This is a genomic window from Desulfopila sp. IMCC35006, assembly GCF_005116645.1.
Taxonomy (GTDB): Bacteria; Desulfobacterota; Desulfobulbia; order Desulfobulbales; family Desulfocapsaceae; genus Desulforhopalus_A.
Map to the genome: position 1 here is coordinate 380,513 of NZ_SWCM01000002.1, position 22,227 is coordinate 402,739.

Consider the following 22,227-nt stretch of genomic DNA (forward strand, 5'->3'; position numbering starts at 1 on the left):
AGCTATAATTTTCTTGAGTTTTCATTGTATTCTCTGAAAATAATCAACCACTCCGACAAAACACACCATGATTAAAGAAAACCTGTTGCAGAGGATTCTCAGCTCTGACGAGTTGCCGACCTTACCAACTGTCGCCTCGCAGCTGATTACCCTGACATCGAGAGAAGATGCAACCCTCGCCGATATAGGTGAGCTGGTTTCCCAGGACATTTCACTGTCAGCCAAAATTTTAAAGGTGTCCAACTCCGCTTTTTATAGTTTCCCTCAGCAGATTGGCTCGATTAAACAGGCGGTCAGTATTCTTGGTATGAATGCAGTTCGCAGTCTTGTGCTGTCTTTTTCTTTTTTGAGCATGAAATCCGGAAAAACGAAAAGCCGCTTTAATTTCGAAAAATTCTGGGAAAAATCCCTTACCTCAGCCGTTACCTCCAGACTCATTCTCGACGAGGTAAAAGGCGCAGATATCGAAGAAGTATTTGTTTCCGGACTCCTGCAAAACCTCGGCGAACTTATCCTCGCCAGATCCTTTCCGGAGGAATACGACAAAGTCCTCCAGGCAGTCGAGGACGATCAGCACGACACCTTAACCGCTGAAGAAACCGTTTTTGGCATGAACCATACCATTGTCGGAACCGAGGTAGCCAGAAGTTGGGGATTTCCGGAAATATTGCTGGCGCCCATCCAATACCATCATAACCCAACCGGGTATACCGGCAAAAATGTAAACATTCGCGCGACAATTCGGGCGGTCTACCTCTCCGACCTGCTCATGAAAATCCTTTTTTCAGACAAACCGGAAGTCTATCATCAGCAGTTTCGAAAAGAAGCCGGTAAGTTACTGGGACTTACCGCGGAAAATATAGAGTCGATCCTCGAACAGGTGCACATAAAAGTCAAGGAGGCCGGAACGTATTTCAATATCAAAATACAGCCGCCCCACTCCGTGCAGGAAATTCTCCAGGAGGCAAACATTCGGTTGAGTCTGATTAACCTGGACTACGATCAGATGAACAAACAACTAATCCTGACCAAGATCCATCTTGAAAACCTGACCCGCGAACTGGAAGAAAAAAACAGGAAGCTGGACAATCTGGCCAATATTGACGGGTTGACCGGTATATACAACCACAGATATTTCCAGAATGTTCTTGAGCAGGAGTGCAAACGAGCCACCCGGAATAACTCAACACTTTCGCTCCTGCTCATTGATATCGATCACTTTAAAAAGGTCAACGATACTTATGGCCATCAGGTGGGCGATTTTATTCTGGCAGAGTTTTCCAGAACCCTTCAGGACAATATCCGTCAATATGACGTTCTCGCCCGCTACGGTGGGGAAGAGTTTGTCATCATTCTTCCCGAAACAACCGTTGCGGATGCGTTCGTTGTCGGGGAGAAATTACGGACCATTATCGAGTCAACGGTTTTCCAGGATAAACGTGAGAAATATCGCATCACAGCCAGTTTCGGACTGGCTGGCTGCACCCCGGCCACCGAGGATAACTTCCACAAAAGCACCTTGATCAGTCACGCCGATCAGGCCCTCTATGAAGCCAAAGAGAAAGGGCGCAATAAAGTGGCGGGGTATAGTCCTAAAAAGAAATGGTTCGCTTTCTGAGGAAGACAGGCACGTTCTTACATCATGTTTTCCGGATCAACGTCGATAACCAGGGTGCACTGATTTCCAACCAGGTCCTGCCTGGCCTCTTTTATCGCGGTGCACAGGGCATGCATTTCATCTGTATTTTTCCCCTTTAAGAGAATCTGCCACCGATAGTTGTCTTTTATTTTATCGAGTGGCGCTGGTGCCGGACCAAGGGTTTCAATGGTGAATTTCTCTTTTTTTACCGTCTGGCGACAAAACCCGGCAAGCCGCGCCGTCGTTTGCTGTACCGCTTTTTCGACCCTCCCCTGAAGGCGCAGAGCCGTCAGACGCAGATATGGGGGGAAGGCCGGATGGCGACGCAGTTTCATCTCGTGACCAAACATCTTACGGTACTGGTGATCTCTTGAATAGGCGATCGCATAATGATCCGGTCGCATGGTCTGGATGATAACCTCTCCCGGCTCATCACCTCGTCCCGCCCGACCGATCACCTGGGTAATGAGTTGAAATGTCCGCTCCGCCGCTCTGAAATCGGGCATACTCATCCCACCATCGGCCCAGACAACACCAACCAGGGTAACATCAGGAAAATGGTGGCCCTTGGCAATCATCTGGGTGCCGATCAGGATATCAATTTTTTTATCATGCATCTGTGCGAGGATGGCCAGAAACTTTTTCCGATCGGACGCGGTATCCGAATCGAGTCTTTTGACCCTCGCCTCCGGAAAAAGCGCGACAACCTCCTCTTCGACTCGTTCCGTGCCGTATCCGGCGGGAATCAGATCTGTAGATCTGCACTGCAGACAGACACTGTTGTGCGCCATGGAAAAGCCGCAATAATGACAGATGAGCTGATTTCTGCCTTTATGCAGGGTCAGGGAAACATGACAATGGCTGCATTGCACCGGTGTGCCGCAATCCCGGCACAACATAACTGTTGAAAACCCTCTCCTGTTCAGCAGCAGAATGCTCTGCTTGCCGCGGGCAAGGTTTGTGGCCAGCTTGTCGTGGAGTTCCTTTTTTATGATGCCTTTGGTCTCTTTAGCCTTATTTTTATTCAGATCAACTATGGTAACAACCGGCAACGATCTTTTCCCCACCCTGTCTTTCATGGTAAGAAGCGTATACTTACCGGATTGCGCATGGGCAAAGCTGGTAATCGACGGGGTTGCTGAGCCCAGAAGCACCACCGCGTCATGGTGTTTTGCCCGTAACACCGCAAGATCGCGACCATGATACCGAAAACTGTCGTCTTGTTTGAAGCCGGCATCATGCTCTTCATCGACCACGATTAGACCGGGATCTCGGCAAGGAGCAAAAAGAGCCGATCTGGCACCGATAACAACCTTGGCCTTACCGGTCAGGGCCAGGTAAAATTGATCGAATCTTTCCGCCTCAGACATGCCGGAGTGGAGCAGCACAACTAATTCACCAAAACGTGAAAGCAGATGTGCCTCCAGCTGAGTGGCGAGGGCAATTTCAGGAACCAGGATGATAACGTCCCTGCCGATTGCAAGCGTCTGTTCTGCCGCCCGCAGATACACTTCGGTTTTACCGCAGCCTGTCACCCCATGCAGCAGAAAGGGATGAAAACTTTTGGTCCTTAGTGCCGGGAGTATGCTGTCTAGAACGGTTTGCTGTTCAGAAGTAAGAAGTTCGGGCCGGGGATAGTGCTGCAGCTGCTCACCAAAAGGGCTGCGCATGACTCTTTGATTTGAACGAACCACAATCTGTTTTTCTTCCAAAGAGACTAATGCCTTGGGGGCGCCACCATACTCGTGCCGCAGATCCTTTAAGGCAATGGTTGGACAATTTTTTTTTTGGCTCAGCTGCTGCAGACTATACAGGGCTTTCACTTCTGAAATCTTCAGATCAATGCCGGCATCCCGGCTCATTTTGAGCTGGTACTCCTTTATGCCCTCCGGGGCTGCGTCAAGCTCTGATGGTGGCAGAAAATCAGGTGAGCTCAGGCCATAACAGATCTCACTTTTTTCCTGAACGCCATCGCTTGCCATGACATCAGTTACGCCGATCACATCGATTTTAACCAGGTGACCGACCGTTTTTTTTGCCTGCCGGTCGCGCAATATCTTTGCTGTCTCGGCGGCACCGAGTTCGCCAGCAGTCGCGATTTTCTCTGCCCATGCAGGTATTTCTGCCTGGGCAAAGAAAGCTAAAAAATTATCGGCATCACCCTTTAATACGAGTTTTTTCCCGCTCTTTGGCGTAAGTCCACCCGGCAGGGCCGTTTTAATAACCAGCCCCAGCGGATAATGATAATAATTTGCCACCCATCGGTAGAACGGAACGCTATTCTCATGAAAGAGAGGATACTCATCGAGAAAGGCACCTATTTTCCTGACCTTATACGGAACGTTCTCGACAATCGGCACCACGGCAAGGACATAACCGGTCACCCTTCGATTGCCAAGCGATACCAGCACCCGGCGTCCGACATATGTCCGGCAAAGCTCGGCGGTAGCTTCGTGGCCGGTGGTCTCAGCTAAACAATATGTTAAAGTCTGTTCCAGGGGGGCAGCTACGGCGACCTCCAGATGGATCATAGAGTGGCTACAACCTTTTGCAAATGTTCTTTCAATTGTTTACCTAATGCGGGATGTCTGAGGCCATAAGCAATAATTGCTTTCAGATAGCCCATCTTATCGCCGGCATCAAACCTCGTCCCCTCAAACTCCATGGCATACATGCCTCTTTGTTTCGTCAGGGCCAGCAGCGCGTCAGTCAACTGAATTTCACCGCCATGGCCTGGGGTCGTCTTATCCAATATAGTAAATATCTCCGGCATGAGGATATATCTGCCGATGATTGCCATATTCGAATCCGTTGTGCCGGGAGCCGGTTTTTCAACCATTCGGGTAACTTTATAGGTGTTGTCCCGATCAATCTTGTCTCCTTCTACGATTCCGTATTGCGGGGTTTCCTCCATAGGCACTCTCTGGATGGCAACAATGGATTCGCCCACCTCATCGAAGAGATCAAGAAGCTGCTTGGCACAGGGGGTCTTGCTTAAGACCATATCATCGCCCAGCAAGACCATAAAGGGCTCGTCGCCGATAACATTCCGCGCGGTCCAGATTGCATGGCCCAGGCCCAGTGGCTTTTTCTGGCGCACGGAGACGATATCTATAAGATTTGAAATATTATTCAGTTCTTCACCCAGGACCACTTTCTTTTTTTCTTTCAGGACCGCGTCGAGATGAAAATTGAAATCAAAATGGTTCTCAATAGCCGATTTCCCCTCGCTGGTAATAAAAATAATCTGATCAATTCCTGATGCGACGACCTCTTCGACGATATACTGTATAGTGGGTCGATCCACGATTGTGAGCATCTCTTTGGGGATTGCCTTCGTGGCCGGCAGGAATCTGGTCCCGAGACCAGCAACAGGAATGACAGCTTTGCGTACTTGCATAGTAACCTCAATTTTTTGGTAACAGAAAACCATCTGGTATGGTATCTACCCCGATAAAGGGGGGAGGAGTCCTTTTTTATCCCCCGCTGCTGGAGCAGATCTCTAACCGACACTTAACACACTTTACAAACGACATCTATTTTTTTCATGAATTTTTACTACCCTGATACCCTGCCGATAACAGGTCACAAAGATACCATCATCGACAATATTATACGTCACCAGGTTATCGTCATTGCCGGAGACACCGGTTCAGGAAAAACAACGCAGCTGCCCAAAATGTGCCTTGAGGCGCTGCCCGAGAATAATCTGCTTATCGGCTGCACCCAGCCGCGGCGTATCGCCGCTTCCACCGTCGCGAGCAGAGTTGCCGAAGAGCTGGGGGAGGCTGGCGACCTCGTCGGCTATAAAATCCGCTTTCATGATTATACGACGCCTGCGACAAAGATCAAGTTCATGACCGACGGTGTGCTCCTGGCCGAAACCCGACAGGACCGGCTTCTGTCCAGATATGGCGTGATAATCGTCGATGAAGCCCACGAAAGAAGCCTCAATATTGATTTCCTGCTCGGCTACCTCAAACAGCTGCTGGCAACGCGTAAGGATCTCAAGCTCATCATCACCTCGGCGACAATAGATACTGCCGCTTTTGCCAGACATTTTAATAACGCACCAGTCATCAAGGTTTCCGGACGGACCTATCCCGTCACCGTTCGTTACCGTCCGCCGGAAGATGATGGTTCCGGTGAAAAAACCGGCGAACTGGAGCACACGGTGCAAACGGTTTACGAGCTGTTCACCCATGAGGCCAAAGGTGACATTCTGGTTTTTTTACCGACCGAGCGAGATATCCGTGACTGTTGCCAGCTGCTCGAAAAAAAAATTCCCCAGGCAGTCGTTCTGCCGATCTTCGGCAGACTTCCGGCTGGAGACCAGAAAAGAATTTTTCAGAACTTCAATCAGGTGAAGATTGTCGTTGCCACAAATGTCGCCGAAACATCGGTCACCGTGCCGGGAATACGATACGTTGTCGATAGCGGACTGGCCCGCATTTCTTACTATAATGTCCGGGCCAAGACCACCAGCCTGCCGGTCAGCAGGATCTCCAGAGCCAGTTGCGACCAGCGCAAGGGACGATGCGGCCGGATCGCCCCGGGTCTGTGCATCCGTCTTTATTCGGAAGAGGACTACAACGACCGGCCCGAATACACCCTGCCCGAGGTAAAACGCTCCAATCTTGCCGAGGTCATTTTACAGATGATATCGCTTGCTCTGGGCGATCCGGAAAAATTCCCTTTTCTTGACCCTCCCTATAAAAACGCCATCCGGGAAGGATATCAGCTGCTTCGCGAACTCGGTGCCATCGATAATCATAAAAAATTAACCCGCCGGGGACGGATCATGGCCGATCTGCCCATCGATCCCTGCATTGCCAGAATCATCATCGAGGCCAAAGACCATGATTGCCTGCGGGAAGTGAAGATAATCTCCGCGGCACTCGCCATCCAGGATCCACGCATACGTCCTGCCGACCATGAAAAAGAGGCCGATATGGCCCATCAGCTTTTCAGCCACCCCCATTCCGATTTCATGGTCCTGCTCAATATCTGGAACACCTTCCACCAGGCAGATGACCAAACCAGATCATGGTCAAAACTGAAGAAATATTGCACAACACATTTTCTGTCCTTTCAGCGAATGCGTGAATGGTTCGATCTGCACAGCCAGTTAAGCCGAATAATCGATACGAGGGAGGGCTTTGCCGAAAACGCTGCCGACGCATCCTATGAGCAGATCCATAAATCTTTTCTCGCTGGTTTTCTGCGTAATCTGGCCCTAAAGAAACAGGGTAATCTGTATCTGGGCACCCACAATAAAGAACTGATGATTTTTCCCGGCTCCCACCAGTTCATGAAAGCCGGTCAGTGGCTGGTGGCCGCATCGTTTGTCGAGACCAGCAGACTTTACGCCCTCACTGTTGCCACCATTGAGTCCGACTGGATCGAAGCGGTTGCCGAGCACTTATGCAAATATTCCTGGTCCAGTCCTCACTGGCAGAAGAAAACCGGCCAAGTCGTGGCCGACGAGAAGGTGTCGCTGTTCGGCCTGATTATTGCCAGCGGGCGAAAAGTCAATTTCGGCAGAAGGAACAAGAAAAATATTGCGGCCGCCAGAGACATCTTTATTCAGTCGGCCCTTGTTGGTGGTGAAATCAACGGGTCCTATCGCTTCCTGGAGCACAATCTGGCACTCATCAAAAAATGGCAGGACGCTGAAGAAAAACTGCGGGTGCGAAATATTATTGCTGATGAACTGACCCTGCATGCATTTTATGACCAGAGAATTCCCGCCGAAGTCTATGACCAGACTACCCTAAAGCGCTTTTTGCACGCCGTCAAAGACACCTCTTTTCTGCTCATGCAGGAGAGTGATGTGCTGCGCCGCCGCCCCGAAGAAAGAGAGCTGGTTGATTTTCCCCCGATGCTTACCGTTGGCAGCATGCAGCTGCGCCTGGAATATCATTTTGAACCCGGCTCGGACAACGACGGCGTCACCTTCCGCATCCCGTATAATTCTGCCGCCACCTTATCCCCCGACCTCTTTGAATGGCTGGTGCCCGGGCTGCTCCAGGAAAAGCTGACCTTTCTCCTGAAAGCACTGCCCAAAAGCATCAGAAAGAACCTGGTGCCGATCAGTGAGACGGTGGTCAGCCTGCTCGACGATATGAACCACGGCTCAGGCTCTCTGCACACTGCGCTGGAGACAGCCATTTTAAAACGATCCAGGCTGCTCATTCGTCGTTCTGACTGGACCGACAACCTGCCGCTGCATCTGCAGCCTCGTTTTCTCCTGTTTGATGATGCGGGCAATACGGTCTGCGTCGGGCGCAATCTGCGCCAACTCCTGGCTGCACCGGACGCAGGCAAGTGCCCGGTCCTGCAGAGCACCTTGCGGGATGCAGAACAAAAACGCATTGACCGCTGGGACAACACCACCCATACTACCTGGAATTTCAAGGGGCTGCCCGAAACCATCCCCACCTTCACCCCACAGGGAGAGGTCGCCGGTTTTCTCTATCCGGTACTGCTTGCAGACCCAGAACACAGCCAGGTCAGGATTGCCTTTGAAAAGGAGAAGAGGGTTGCCGAAGAACTGAACAGGCAAGGCACCCTGTTCCTCTACACCCTGCAGTTCAAAACGCAATACAAATCCTTGAAACAGCTCTGCACAACGACACTCTCCGGCCCCTCTTCCGTCTGGCTGCTGCGCATCGGTACAACCCGCAAAGAGGTAATCGACAAGCTGCTGCAGGCTATTCTCGCCGCCATTTTTGGCCCGATACCCCCAGGAATTGTGACAGAAGCAACATTTTTACAAACCGTCAGGCAAGTCGAGGCTCGTGGTTTTTTTGCAGCCGGTCAGGAGCTTTGTCAGCAAATCATGGCACTTGTCCGGTTACGGCGAACCGTGGAGGAATCCCTGCAGAAAATTTTCACCCAGCAGTCTCATAAATTTCTTTTCCCGCCGGACAAAAAAGCCGATTTTCAGGCGCACCTGCATGATATCTTTCCAATAGAGCTCTTTTCAGACCCGACACCAATAGATTTCCACAACGTCAACAGACAGCTGCAGGGGCTTCTCATCCGGCTGGAGCGATTTCAGGGGAATCCCGGCAAGGACAACCAGAAAGCCCTGCAGATTCAACCGTATCTTTTGCAATTGCATCAACTTGAAGAAAAAAGAGCGACATTGTCAGAGGAGGCACTTGCCCAGGTTTTCCGGTTCAGAGATCTTATCAATGAATACAGGATTTCTCTTTTTGCACCGGAAATAAAAACCCGAGAACCTGTTTCACCTAAAAAGCTCGATCAGCAATGGAGACTGACACTGACCAAGTGTTAAGGGGATTTATGAGCAAGGTTACGCTGGGAGTGTTACTCTGTCTCTCTTCACTGATTTTAATGCACCGCAATCAAGCCGCAATCGGCATAATCACTTTTATAGTCGGCATCGTCCTAATGAATGGATGGCAATGGCCAAAGCGATAATCTGTTGTTTATGATGCCAAAACGGTATGGATTATATGCTTGAGACTATCCATGGTGAATGGTTTTGGCAAAGTGTTGACAAACCCGTATTCCCGACAGTTCTGCATGACTGGATCCAGGATCATGCCACTCATGGCGATAACCTTGAGCCCGGCATCCATCTCATGCAGTATACGGCAGGTTTCCACTGCCGACTCGTCATTTTTATCAGAATGGGCAATAATAACCAGCGGCAATGGCAACCTTGGCTTACCAGAGAAACGCTGCAGCTCACGTATCGCCCCGGCACGGTCAGCAACCGCTGTAACCGAAAAACCGAGATAGCCAAGCATTATTTTTCCTACCTCAGCCATCTGCTCGTCAGGCTCTATCAGCAAGACAAAGCGATCGACGGCGAGCGGTGCATCGTGCACGGCAAGCTGGGATTGACTTTCAGCCACCGCCGGAAGATAGAAAGAAACAATGGTCCATTTATTAAGTACGGAGTTGACCACGACATATCCGCCATGATTGCGAAGAATCGCATATACGACGGTGAGACCGAGCCCCACACCTTTGTGTGCGCCTCGCTCTTTGGTAGAATAATACGGATCAAAGATTCTGAATATCTGCTCAGGGCTGATGCCCCGGCCAGCGTCACGGATGTCAATTCTGACATACTTTCCGGCAGGAACGTACTGACCCGCCATCAATTGCGGAGTGGCAAAATCATCTTCATCAATAATAACATCAAGCTTCTGCCCTGCAGATGCCTCGACCGCATTCTGCAGCACCCTGACAAGCGCTTGGGACAATTCCTGCGGGTCCCCGTGCACAAGAGCGTTAGGGGCGATTACCTTTATCCGGCAGAGATCGCTTCCCGCTTTAAAAAAATTGGCAACGACTTCTTTTACCAGAGATTCTATCGGAACATTTTCCCTGCTCACTATACCAAAATTAGAAAAACAGGATATCTGCCGGGTAAGGTCAACAGCCACAAGGGCGGCCTGTTTCGCCTGCTGTAACATTTGTCTACGGACTAACGCGCTCCGTCTTTCGTCATGCAGAGTAGCAATGTCCAGATTTCCGCATATGACGGTCAACAGATTGTTGAAATCGTGGGCAAATCCACCGGCCATGCAGCTCATGGCATCCATTTTTTTGACAAGTTTCAAGGCATTGTCCAATTCTTTCTGATACTTCTCCGCGTTAAATTGGCGAGAAATATCACGGAGGATACAGAGGCCAAAGAGGGAACCCTTTTCCTGTATTGGAACAAAGGATGCGGTTAAAACCAGGTTATCGAGGAAAAGAGGGGCATCTTCCACAATATCATATTTTCCCATTCCGCATGCGAGAAGCTGTTGTTCGACCCATTCATGAACAGCTTCATTGAAAGGTTCCCAATCGATCACTTTCAAGAGCGGCATGCCAATAATAGTCTCCTCCCGGCACGAGAATATTTTCAGGGCAGAACTATTTGCGGCGATCACTTTGCCCTGAAAGTTCAGCTCGAGAATCCCCTCCTCAAGATTGCTCAATATCTCTGTTAGATGATATTTTTCTATCAAAAGTTCACTTGTCATATGTGATGGCTGCAGACCTTCTGGAATACGGGCAGCCAACCGGGGTGTGCCGGGAAATTTGGTTTTTTCGGCAGCATATACCCGCAACGCATGCTGGAGATGCTGGCGGATTTCCTGCAGACTTCCCTTGGCTATGCAGATATCATAAGGTATTTCCCGGAGAATCCGTTCAATATCCTCGAGGACAATGGCGGACAAAATGACAATAAAGACTTTCTCGTATTTTTGGGTGTTGCGCAGGATTCTGCACAATTGTTCGCCGCTGACCATCGGCATGATGAGATCGGTAAAAACAATATCCGGCGCAAAGTCATCAATGACCTCAAGTGCGGCCAGCCCGGTATCGGCGGTGTGCACAGTACACCCCTCCTGCAGGAGGATCGCAGAAACAGCACGCAGCAGGACGGGATTGTTGTCTACCACAAGGGCTTTTATTTCCATATATATATACCTTGGCCTTCTTATCTGAAAACGACTTCCTTGAAAAATTTGATCATCTTTCGCCGTCTATCGACCATTTTCAATTGTTCCGGTATCAGGTCGGTCTGATTAATCTTCATGACCGACATTTTATATTCAATATGGGTTGCAAACCGATTGTCCACATACCACGCATACATAAGCCCCATCAATAACCCGGGGGGGGTGAACCGTTCGTTGTTGTTCACCAGCCGGGTATAATGGTTCTCATCATTGGCAGCGCACATCCGGGCAAGCAGGAGAAAGGTTTTCAGCTGTTCATGATTGAAAAAACTCAACCTCTCATACTCCGCTTTGAGGTAAAGATGATACACCCTGCCGAGATGCACCTCGTCGATCTCAATACTTTGCATCGTTTTTTTCGCGGCATAATCGCCAAGAAGAGATTCCCCCAGGGCGATCATCAACGCCACTTCAAGGTTGTGTCTATTGCCAATCTGGTCTCCTCTGATTTTAATACATCTATCCTCAAGATCAAAAAAAGAAAACACATTGTCCCATTGTTGATCCCGGTGCCAATACTCCCGGTCGATGCAATGCAGCTCTTTAAAATAATCCAGGTGGCTCAGAGGAATAACGGGATGATCGAGAAAAATATCGGCGAGGGTTGATTTCAACGCCTCTTCATCCATGCCGCTGCGGCCCCCGACAAAGACAAGTTTCAGGTTCTTCAGTCGCTCCATGATGCCGACATAACGTTGAAAGGGCTGGATATGTATGCTCCCCGACAGCTGATATGAGGTCGGCAGAGGCTCTGTGTGAATTCCTGTCTTACCAGAAGCATCAGCAAAACAGCTTCGCCCGTTATATAATCCTTTAATGGCCAGGGCGAGGGTATCCGGGTCATGCTGGATAACACCTCTTTCAGCAAGGGCATCCAGTGAATACACCCCGCATTCAACCGGAATATAGTTATGCTTGGTCAACTGCTCCTTGTCTAAAAAGATAGGGATTTTACCCTCAACCGCGTATCTCTGCAGAACAGAGGCAGGGATATCATGCAGCGAAATACACAACACTTCGTTAAAGAGTCCTTTGGTGCCACCGGGAATGTTTTTTTCATAGGCCCGAATCATGTCTGATACATGGAATTTCCTTTCCGGGTCGGCAATGGACAGATCGGTCTCCCCTGCCTGCACCCAGAGGTTGGAGACGAGCACCTTCAGCGCGTTTCTGTTGTTCCGCACAGCATCGGCCAGCCCGGGAACCTTGAAGACGGGAATGATTGAGGAATACAGGCTTCCCGGGGCGAGGATAACAATATCGGCCGCGCGGATATCGTCGAGAATCTCATCGTAAACCCTTACCGTATCGCAGTAATCCACAGAAACACTTTCGACGGGAAAGCCTCTTTCAGCCTCGCTTAATTTATGCTCACCAACTATCTCTACCCCATTGGTATAGAGCACCCGCAGCTGCGCCGGCGTGGAAGTACAGGGAAGCACCGCCCGCTCCCCTGCGCCAACAGCAAGGGATAACGCGTTCAGACCGGTAAACATTGCCCTATGCAGCAGATCTTGATTGTGAACCAGATCGATATTTGTTATCGACGGGTCAATCTCCCGGAATATAGCAGCTGCCAGAAGCAGATTCCCCAGGCAATGAGAACGTTTCAAGGTAGCAGCAAGTCTCGGATCTCTGAAGAGAGAGTTGATCAGAGCTCTCAGAAATTGCGCGAATGACCGGGGAAGTAAGTTGACTTTTTCCTCAATAATCAGCAAATCCGGCCGGTTACGAACTAACGGACCGGTAAAGCGCCAATTGAAGACATCAGAGAGAATGGCCGCCACCTGAGCCGCTTCCATCGCATCGATATTGTATCTCTTTTGTAAATTAGCCAGTTGAATGGAAGACAGCAGCACATGCCGCATGTCTCCGACCGCAACTATCGGCAGATCTTTCAGTAATTCGCCTGTCGATCCACCGTTATCGGTAATACAGACGACAGAATGTGTTTGCGGAAACACCTCTTTCAGACCGACGAAAGGCTTCTGCGCCCAGCTGGCAAGCCGGGAGTCGCCGCCGATTAAATTGGACAATCCCGTTCCGCCGCCAAAAACCACTACTTTGACGTTTTCAACACTTTCAGCCAGCAGCTCCTGTCGAAAAGAATGCAGATGAGCTTTAGCAATGGAATGTGCACCAGCGGGAACCCCCCGCAGAACAAGATCAATAATCTTCTCGCGCAGGTCCTGCTGGGGCAGCCAGTCCAGGGGGGAAAGACGGACTTGCCGAATGTCATGAAGTTTCTCTGCTATCAAAGCAAACCTCGATCAAATAGATCAGATTAAGAATAGTGGCTGTTGCGTATCCCGCACAGGCAGAGTGTTACACATCCTTCTGCAGATACTTTTCAACCCGGAGGAGATCTTCCGGGGTATCCACTTCTATCGAATCATGCCCGGTTACGGTAACCTTTATTTTGTAGCCAAACTCAAGAGCGCGCAGTTGTTCAAGTTTTTCAAACCTCTCCCATTCTCCCTCGGGTAAAGCGACAAAATCGAGTAAAAAGCTCTTTCTATAGGCATAAAGACCAAGATGCTTATAATAAGTCGGTTTTATTTTTTCATCCGGATTTCGCTGGAAGGGAATCGGCGATCTTGAAAAATAGAGCGCAAAATTATTCCTGTCAAACACGGTCTTGACATGATTGGGGTCCTGTATTTCCTCGGAACGGATGATTTTAAATATCAGCGTCGACATCGGCAATGTCGGATCGTCCAGCAATGGCTGCACCAGCTGCTCCACGACTTCAGCGGGAAAAAGCGGCTGATCTCCCTGAATATTGACGACCACGTCATGTTCAGATATTTCAAGAATCTCTGCTGCCTCGGCCAGCCTGTCCGAACCGGAAACATGGTCTTTTCTGGTCATTACGTATTCTCCGCCGAACTGCTCGACGCACGTGGCAATGCGTGAATCGTCGGTTGCGACAACCACCCGGGAGAGTATTTTAACTGCTTGCGCGCGTTCTACTACGTGCTGAATCATCGACTTACCGGCAATTCTCGCCAGTGGTTTTCCTGGAAATCGATTTGAATCGTAACGAGCAGGTATGATTGCTATGACTTCAGTTTTTTGATTTGACATGGTATGCTTGATGAATATGAGTTGCTGGCGAATACGTTTCCAGAATGAAACTGTTCTTAATTACTCCCCAAAAATGTACGATTCATGCTCCCTCAGAATGCAATATCTGTTTCATCTACAATAGATTCGTCGATAATTCTACAAAAAGCGATTGCTTTAGCGGTAAAACTCAACCTTCCATTCGCTCCTTCGATTGAGCAGCGAACAACTGAGTTTGTTCTGGCATATACGCCAAAGGGACTGCAATTTCTGCATATGCCGGCTGGCACACAAAAATCCTTTTGCCTGCTGTTTGTCGATTTTATTCATGGCAAGAACGGTTTTAGACTGGCCAGGGATTGCACCATCAAACAACCACTCGCCCGCGCTGCAGGACTTAAACCCGGTTTCAGACCAACCATCCTCGATGGAACAGCCGGCAATGGTGCGGATGGTTTTGTCCTGGCCAGTCTTGGCTGCCGGGTAACCTTATGTGAACGATCACCAATCATCGGAGCACTTTTAGAAGACGGCCTCGCTCGAGCCGCCGGGGAGCAGAGAACAGCCGAGATCGTCGAACAGCGGATCAACCTGAAGCTCGGGGATACCCGCGATTACCTTGCGAATTCGAGTGAAACCTTCCACACAATTTATCTTGATCCGATGTATCCGCATCGCCAGAGCTCGGCGCTCAACAAGCAGACGTTGCGGACAATCCGTTCACTTGTCGGCGGTGATTCGGATGGAGCAGACCTGCTTGATAAAGCACTTGTAAAAGCCGAGAACAGGGTCGTTGTCAAACGACCGCACAAAGCCCCTTTACTTTCCTCTATCCAGCCATCCCACGTTATTTCAATGAAAAACAGCCGCTATGATGTCTATTTGACCTTCAAGGCATGATGAACTCGTAAAAAGTCCAATTTCAAGATGGCTCAGTAAAAAGCTTCATATACGAGGCGTATGCATTTCATTATTATTTCGGCGTACTCAGGTACGTCGTAATGATAGTGGATGCAACGCCCGAAGGAAGTGCCCTTGGGGTACAACGAAGTAGATGAAGATTTCTATGCCCTTTGGGTAATTATTACGACGTCATTCACTTGTGATACTGCTCTCCGGCCTTAATAGTATACGCCCTGTACAGCTGCTCTACGAGCAGCATTCGTGCCATATCATGGGTAAAGGTCATTTTTGACAGTGATATGAGCAGATCTGCCGCAGCGATCACGGCAGGCGGGTGACCATCCGGTCCACCGATCAGATAATATATTTCTTTTTGCCCCTGCATTTCCCATTGATCGATTTTCTGGGAAAAAGCCTCTGAAGAAAACTGTTTTCCCCGTGAATCAAGGACGACGACCATCGCTCCGGCGGGTACCGCCTGCAGAAGAATCCTGCCCTGTTCTTCAGAAGACTGCGCTTTGCCCCGCCCTCGACCTTTTTCCTTGAGAATCGTGATGGAAAAAGTGGTGTAGTGCTGCAGGCGAGAGGCATACTCCGCGACTCCGTCTTCTATAAATTTATCTTTTATTTTTCCAAGAAAGAGAAGCTGGTGTTTCATTGCTGCTGATCAGCACAGTATGATGGATTCATCCATCAGTTTTTTGAGAATTTGACAAAATTTATCGTAGCCGATGTCTTTTTTTATACCGGGACAGGAATCGGCAATAGTGTGGAAATTATTTTCATCCGACAGGATAGACGGATGCAGAGGCCATTGACCGCACCGCCATGGCCGGCCTTTATGAACGGTACAGCCGTCATCATAGAAAATACAATGGCCGTCGACTGTCTTCATCTGAACAGTCTTGCCAGTCAGTCGCCAATATTTTTGCTCAACCTCTTTTTCAGACATGTCGAGAGCTCTAATCATCCTGGCCTGATCACTCGCGTCAAGCGAAACTGTGGTCTCACCATGACAACAATACCCACATCGAGTACAGGAAAATATCTGTTCGGTTAAAGTCATTACCTGCCTTTTCTGTTACCTGTTTTGTATGCTGGACAATAGCAGCCATACATTTAAAAATGCTCTCATCCTTCTTTTTGAAGTGATGATAAAACATACATCTCTCAGCCGCGAGATTCACCTAAAACTAACAGATGCATAAAAAAATTCTGATTACCCCTCAAGCTCAGCTTGTCGAAATGGAAGGGTGTGGGCTATTTGTTTTACGGGTCTCTGCAGCCAAGGATGGCTGCAGCGAAGCCCCCAGGGAAGGGTTTACGGCGTCCCGGGAAACGAACAGCCCACACCCTGGTTCAATAGCTGAACTTGAGGGGTAATCAGAAAAAAAATTGCTGAATTTTGCTGAAAAGAGTAGCTTAGCAACGCTTCAAGGACTGCAACCGTTCACCTGTGCCCAACACCATAATGAGATCTTTTAAACCTGCCGACTACATCGAAAGGTCGAAAATAAGCTGATTGTACTGATAAAAGTTACACATTCACTCAATATCCTGGTAACCCTGCGCATAGCTTTAACGTATCTGTATGCTGCGAGATATTCTCTTCTATATAAATCGAGTTTCTAAATTCTTTCGAGAAACATTCCTTTTTCTAGTTACGTTAATCAGGCATTGGCGGGAAAAAAGAGGCGCCAATGCCGACATTCGTGTGGCATATAATGGGTATTCTTCCGGACCAAAGAAGGATTGGTTTTATATCTTTATGAAAGAACTCACCGGCGCGCAGATAGCAGTCTCCTGGTATAAACCTTCGCTTATTATCTGCTCATCTTTTGGAAGTTTTTGGCTGTTGAAGGTTATTCTTTGGGCAGCGAAGGCACCAAGTCTCTTTTTCACTGAAGAAAATCTTTCAACTTTAAAAAAGTACCGGGAATATAGAACTTATTTAGCGGGTCAACCTTCTCTCGCCATGGGATTTGACTATAGCTCTGCCGCCAATTATCGACGCTTTCCTCTTTGGCTGATGTATCTTTTCCCTGCTGAATTTGCAGCAACAGCTTCTGTTGCTTTAATCCAGCAGCGACTGAACCAGATAGAAAAGCAATGTTTTCATCCGAAAACAAAGTTTGCCGCCATGATTGCCAGCCATGATGGTTATGCATCAAATAAAAAGGTTTTTGGATGTACACAGAATACATCGAGATCGGCTATTACCAAGCAACTGACGACTATTGATTTTGTGCATTGTCCCGGGAAGTTACTGCACAATGACGATTCACTGCTCGCGGAATACAATGATAACAAAATTTCCTATCTGAAACATTTTGTCTTTAATATTTGTGCAGAAAACGCCGCGGTTAAAGGCTATGTGACTGAAAAGATATTTGAAGCGATAGATGGGGGGACTATCCCAATTTACTGGGGTGCCGAAAACCCTGAACCGAACATACTCAATCAGCAGAGAATAATCTTCTGGAACGAGTGCGAGATTGAGCAGACTTTAACAAAAGTGAAAAAATTATATATGGATGCGGACGCGAGAGCAGGCTTTCTCCGGCAACCAATTTTCACAAGCGATGCAGCAGTCGAAATACATTACTATTTTGAACAGTTACGAAATGACCTTAAGAAGTTGCTCCGCAAATAAATATACTATGACCACAAAAATTATCAGTCACTCAGAGCGATGGCAGGGGTACGGCATTTATGCCCTGTATCTCACTTGTTTTTCCTGTCTGCTTTCGTCGTCGATGATAGCACTTTTCTCTACCGTCATGCTTATCTGCTGGCTTGCCTCAGGCACCTTTAAAAATATTCCCGGCATAATAAAAGAGAATTCCATAACAGTTTTTGGAATTATTTTTTGTTGTCTATTACTGATCGGCGTATCTTACTCCCCCGCCCCTCTTATCGACTCGGTGGGTTTTTTAAAAAAATACCGCCTGCTGCTGTTTATTCCCATCGTCTTATCACTCACAAAAGGACATGTTAATGTGCCGAGAAATGTGGTGAATGCCTTTCTGTTGGGCTACCTGGTGGTTCTTGTTAATGCCTACCTGGTGCATTTTCACCTCCTCGAACCTAATGTAATGTCGGTTAAGAGGAGCGGCGGTGGCTTCCTGGTAATTTTTGCCTATCTTGTTCTTCAAAGAGCCCTGCAGGAAAAAACGCGGAGGGTTTTATGGACAGGTTTTTTTCTTGTGCTGTGCTATGATATCTTTTTTATCCTTCACACCAGAACAGGCTGGCTGATTTCTATCGGCCTGGCGCTGCTTTTTGTTGTGCAGCATTTCCCGCTGAAAAAACAAGGAATAGCTCTCGCTCTGACCGTCTGTCTGGGGGTGGGGGTATTTTACACATCACAATCCATTCAGCAACGAGTCCAACTGACAATCAACAATTTAAAAGCCTATCACCCGGAAGAAAAAAATTCCCGGACAAGTATTGGACTGCGATTAGACTGGTATCAGGACAGCATCGACTTGATCAAAGAAAAACCACTATTTGGATATGGCACCGGCAGTTATGCGACAGTGCAGAAAAAGCTTATAGCAGGTACAGCCACGGAGGCGGCAAGCGACCCGCACAATGAATTTCTGTTAACAGCGGTACAGATAGGGCTGGTCGGATGCGTTTTCTTATTATTATTCTTTCTGGATCCAGTGATACGTTCGTTCCGGTTGCTCCGTTTACAAGAGCGCGAACAGGCCTTTGCTCTTCAGGCCACGGTACTGTCCTTAGTGATAGGGTGCTTTTTTAATTCGTGGCTGCTCTCCATGATACCGAGTCATATTTTTGTATTGCTCATAACTGTATTTTATCCAGTCAGGACGAGGCACGAGCAGATCGACGCGTCATAAATGAGGCCCAGTAAGCGTGAAAGACCAAGAATCAGCGGGGCTATCAGGCGTTACCGATAACATCTTCAAAGGTGGCTATATCTATGCCATATTCCATCGCAGCGGCCTTCCATTTGAGTTCATCAGGCATATCGAAAATAATGGAGTCATTGGCAGGTAAGGTCAGCCAGCCGTTATTCAACAGTTCATTTTCCAGCTGCCCCGGTCCCCAACCGGTATAGCCTAATATAAATAAATAGGTGGCAGGCCCGCCGCCTCTGGCAATTTCTTCCAAAACTTTTATTTCTCTGGTCAGGGAAACCGTCCGGCTGATATCAAGCTTATGTTCCGCAGTATAATCCGAGCGATACAAAATAAAGGCAGACTCTAAATCAACCGGTCCGCCGATATGTACCGGTGCCAGTTTTTTATCCGGAACCGGTAAATTAGCGCCCTGGAGTATCTCAGCCAGAGAGAACAACGGATTAGGCCTGTTGACGGAGACTCCCATTGCCCCATCTGCGTTATGGGCACACATGTAAATGACATGCTCCTCAAAGCGGGGATCAGGCATTTGTGGGGTAGACACCAGAAAGCTCCCCGCCAGAGAGTAGTTTCCGTGGTTTGCTTGTTCATTCATAGCAGTATATCCTGAAGAAACGGGAGGACTGGCAAACAAAAAAATCTTGTCTTTCCCTGTAAATCTAACAAACCATGGTTATTTGCGTCAAGAGTCGAATGGAAAAAGGACAATTCCGCCCGGAGGGGAGATTGACCATGACAAATCACCGATTATACCATACTATTAACAACTGGAACGAGAGGACACAACCCTCATGCCGGCAACTTCCCGAAAAACCTGATCAAGCCTGAGCAGACACACCATGCAAAGTGATGTAGATAAAATTCTGAACTGTTGTCACCATGATCCTTTTCATTATCTCGGAGCCCATTTTTCTGGTTCCCATGATGAATCAGTGACCCTGCGAACCTTTCAACCCCACGCCTCCGCGATAAAACTGCGTCTTGAAGGGAAAGCGTACGACATGGAACGCATCCATGGGGACGGTATTTTTGCCCTTACCCTGGAGACCCAGCAGTTAAAGAATCCATCTTTAAACCCCGATGCCTACCAGTACGAAATACACTTTTACAATGGAACAGTATGGTCAACAAACGATCCCTACAGGTTTACGGTCCAGCTGAGCGAAGAGGATCGCTTCCTGTTTAATGGAGGGAAAAACTATAAATTATACAATCATTTAGGTGCACATAAAACAAAGATTTACAATGTCTGCGGCACTATTTTTCGGGTATGGGCACCAAATGCTCAAGCAGTCTCCGTAGTCGGCAACTTCAACAGCTGGGATGGGCGGGTGCATCAGATGCGAAGCCTTGGCGCTTCCGGCATCTGGGAACTCTTCGTCCCCCATCTGCAGGAAAATGAAATTTATAAATTTGCGATAAAGACCCAGCAAGGGCATATTCTGGAAAAATGCGACCCATTTCAGTTTTACGGAGAAATACGCCCCAAAAACGGATCAATCGTCCAATCACTGGATACCTTCAACTGGCATGACCAGCAATGGCAGGAGGCAAAACGAAACACCTCTCCTTACGATGGGCCACTGTCCATCTATGAAGTCCATCCCGGTTCCTGGAAGAGAGATCCAGATGACCCAGATCGTTTCCTCACCTATCGTGAACTTGCCGATATCTTAATTCCCTACGTGCAGCAGCTCGGTTTTACCCATATCGAACTGATGCCGGTTATGGAGCATCCGCTTGACGAGTCGTGGGGCTATCAGGTCACGGCCCCATTCAGTATCAGCAGCCGATACGGAACTGCGGACGAGTTCATGTATTTTGTCGACTGTTGTCATAAAAATAATATCGGGGTGATCCTGGACTGGGTGCCGGCCCACTTCCCCAAGGACAACCACAGTCTGGGCCAGTTTGACGGCACAGCCCTCTATGAGCACGAGGATTTTCGGCGGGGTTCTCATCCGGAATGGGGTACCTATATATTTAATTATGGCAGAAACGAAGTGAGTAACTACCTCATCGCCAATGCCCTTTTCTGGCTGGACACCTACCACATTGATGGCTTACGTGTCGATGCTGTGGCGTCGATGATCTATCTTGATTACGCCAGAAATGACGGAGAATGGCTGCCCAATTGCCATGGCGGCAAAGAGAATCTCGAAGCAATCGAGTTTCTCCGCCACCTGAACTCCATCGTCTATGATATCTTCCCGGACACCCTGCTCATCGCCGAAGAATCAACAAATTTCTATGGCGTATCAAAACCGACCGACCAGGGTGGCCTGGGTTTTGGGTTCAAGTGGAATATGGGGTGGATGAACGATATTCTGAACTATTTCGCCAAAGATCCGCTCTATCGAAAATTTCACCATAACAGCCTTACCTTTTCGATCATGTATGCATTTTCGGAAAACTTCATCCTGCCCCTGTCCCACGATGAAGTTGTCCACGGTAAAAAATCGCTTCTCGATAAAATGCCCGGTGATTTATGGCAAAAATTCGCCAACCTCCGCCTGCTTCTCCTGACGATGTGGATGCATCCTGGCAAGAAACTGCTCTTTATGGGCGGGGAATTCGGCCAATGGTCGGAATGGTATTGCAAGCGGAGCCTCGACTGGCATCTCTTGCAGGAAGGCGTTTATCATGGGCAGATGCAGCAGTTCGTTGCCGAACTCAACAGGATGTATAAAGCGCAACCTGCGCTCTGGCAACTTGATTTTTCTGGAGAAGGGTTTCGATGGCTTGACCTGGAAGACAGGAACAATTCCATCATCTCCTTTGCCAGATATGGCAAAGATCGGGCGCGGCATCTTGTTGCCGTTTTTAATTATACGCCGCAGACATTTGTATCGTACCAGGTGGGCCTGCCCGAAAATTGCAAATATCGCGAGGTTTTCTGCTCCGATGATTCAAGATTTGGCGGCTCAGACGCCAGCGATAAAATAGACTACAGTCCGATACAGAGCCCTTTCGCCCAGGCGCCTTTTCATACGATTATGACAATTCCCCCTCTGGCCGGAATCATCCTTGAACCGATGAGAGAAGAGTTTTAATTCATACATGTGATTACTGCTAAACCTCAGCTACATTGGGATATGAGATGCCCTTTGCACGGGACGCCATAAACCCAGCCCTGGGGGCTTGACCGCAGCCATCCGGGCTGCGGAACACCCGTGCAAAGGGCATCTCATATCCCAATGGACACCTTCTAAGCTGAACCTTAGTGCTCATC

General features: G+C 48.5%; 14 protein-coding genes. 6 read left to right on the forward strand and 8 right to left on the reverse strand.

The window, feature by feature from the left end:
• Nucleotides 1–67 precede the first annotated feature (67 nt).
• A complete protein-coding gene (locus FCL47_RS05620) occupies nt 68–1,618 on the forward strand; it encodes a GGDEF domain-containing protein (RefSeq protein WP_136812491.1) in 1,551 nt (516 codons plus the stop codon).
• Between the two features lie 17 nt (nt 1,619–1,635).
• Here the strand turns inward: FCL47_RS05620 and priA are convergent, their stop codons facing one another.
• Nucleotides 1,636–4,170 (reverse strand): primosomal protein N', encoded by a 2,535-nt coding sequence (gene priA / locus FCL47_RS05625; protein WP_136812492.1) that lies wholly within the window; start codon nt 4,168–4,170, stop codon nt 1,636–1,638.
• Nucleotides 4,167–5,039: a UTP--glucose-1-phosphate uridylyltransferase GalU gene (gene galU / locus FCL47_RS05630; protein ID WP_136812493.1), complete on the reverse strand. Its 873-nt coding sequence runs from the start codon at nt 5,037–5,039 to the stop codon at nt 4,167–4,169. Before galU ends, priA begins: the two co-directional genes overlap by 4 nt.
• A 147-nt stretch (nt 5,040–5,186) precedes the next feature.
• Between galU and hrpA the strand changes: the two genes are divergently transcribed.
• Entirely contained in the window at nt 5,187–8,942 is a 3,756-nt protein-coding gene (gene hrpA / locus FCL47_RS05635) for an ATP-dependent RNA helicase HrpA (RefSeq protein ID WP_136812494.1), read from the forward strand.
• A 154-nt stretch (nt 8,943–9,096) separates the two neighbouring features.
• Here hrpA and FCL47_RS05640 read toward each other — a convergent pair whose 3' ends face one another.
• From FCL47_RS05640 to kdsB, 3 genes are all read right to left on the reverse strand, one after another.
• Nucleotides 9,097–11,094, reverse strand: a complete 1,998-nt coding sequence (locus FCL47_RS05640; RefSeq protein WP_136812495.1) for a response regulator — start codon at nt 11,092–11,094, stop codon at nt 9,097–9,099.
• Nucleotides 11,095–11,114: 20 nt separating this feature from the next.
• Nucleotides 11,115–13,394, reverse strand: coding sequence for a gluconeogenesis factor YvcK family protein (locus FCL47_RS05645; protein WP_136812496.1), 2,280 nt, complete (start codon nt 13,392–13,394; stop codon nt 11,115–11,117).
• A 67-nt stretch (nt 13,395–13,461) separates the two neighbouring features.
• Nucleotides 13,462–14,223: a 3-deoxy-manno-octulosonate cytidylyltransferase gene (kdsB, locus tag FCL47_RS05650; protein WP_136812497.1), complete on the reverse strand. Its 762-nt coding sequence runs from the start codon at nt 14,221–14,223 to the stop codon at nt 13,462–13,464.
• Between the two features lie 84 nt (nt 14,224–14,307).
• Here kdsB and FCL47_RS05655 point away from each other — a divergent pair, with 84 nt between their 5' ends.
• Nucleotides 14,308–15,102 carry a class I SAM-dependent methyltransferase gene (locus tag FCL47_RS05655; RefSeq protein WP_136812498.1) on the forward strand — a complete coding sequence of 265 codons (795 nt, stop codon included), beginning with the start codon at nt 14,308–14,310 and terminating at the stop codon, nt 15,100–15,102.
• A 196-nt stretch (nt 15,103–15,298) separates the two neighbouring features.
• On the opposite strand, the gene FCL47_RS05660 is transcribed toward FCL47_RS05655, so the two are convergent.
• Both FCL47_RS05660 and FCL47_RS05665 read right to left on the reverse strand, forming a co-directional pair.
• Nucleotides 15,299–15,763 carry a 23S rRNA (pseudouridine(1915)-N(3))-methyltransferase RlmH gene (locus FCL47_RS05660; RefSeq protein WP_136812499.1) on the reverse strand — a complete coding sequence of 155 codons (465 nt, stop codon included), beginning with the start codon at nt 15,761–15,763 and terminating at the stop codon, nt 15,299–15,301.
• A 9-nt stretch (nt 15,764–15,772) separates the two neighbouring features.
• Nucleotides 15,773–16,171, reverse strand: a complete 399-nt coding sequence (locus tag FCL47_RS05665) for a YkgJ family cysteine cluster protein (protein WP_136812500.1) — start codon at nt 16,169–16,171, stop codon at nt 15,773–15,775.
• A gap of 702 nt (nt 16,172–16,873) precedes the next feature.
• Here FCL47_RS05665 and FCL47_RS05670 point away from each other — a divergent pair.
• Both FCL47_RS05670 and FCL47_RS05675 read left to right on the forward strand, forming a co-directional pair.
• Nucleotides 16,874–17,758, forward strand: coding sequence for a glycosyltransferase family 10 domain-containing protein (locus FCL47_RS05670; protein WP_167496376.1), 885 nt, complete (start codon nt 16,874–16,876; stop codon nt 17,756–17,758).
• 7 nt (nt 17,759–17,765) lie between these two features.
• Nucleotides 17,766–18,971: an O-antigen ligase gene (locus tag FCL47_RS05675; RefSeq protein WP_167496377.1), complete on the forward strand. Its 1,206-nt coding sequence runs from the start codon at nt 17,766–17,768 to the stop codon at nt 18,969–18,971.
• A gap of 43 nt (nt 18,972–19,014) precedes the next feature.
• On the opposite strand, the gene FCL47_RS05680 is transcribed toward FCL47_RS05675, so the two are convergent.
• Nucleotides 19,015–19,590 carry a YqgE/AlgH family protein gene (locus tag FCL47_RS05680; protein ID WP_136812503.1) on the reverse strand — a complete coding sequence of 192 codons (576 nt, stop codon included), beginning with the start codon at nt 19,588–19,590 and terminating at the stop codon, nt 19,015–19,017.
• A gap of 244 nt (nt 19,591–19,834) precedes the next feature.
• Here FCL47_RS05680 and glgB point away from each other — a divergent pair, with 244 nt between their 5' ends.
• On the forward strand, nt 19,835–22,048 hold the full coding sequence (gene glgB, locus FCL47_RS05685; RefSeq protein ID WP_136812504.1) for a 1,4-alpha-glucan branching protein GlgB: 2,214 nt from the start codon (nt 19,835–19,837) through the stop codon (nt 22,046–22,048).
• Nucleotides 22,049–22,227 lie beyond the last annotated feature (179 nt).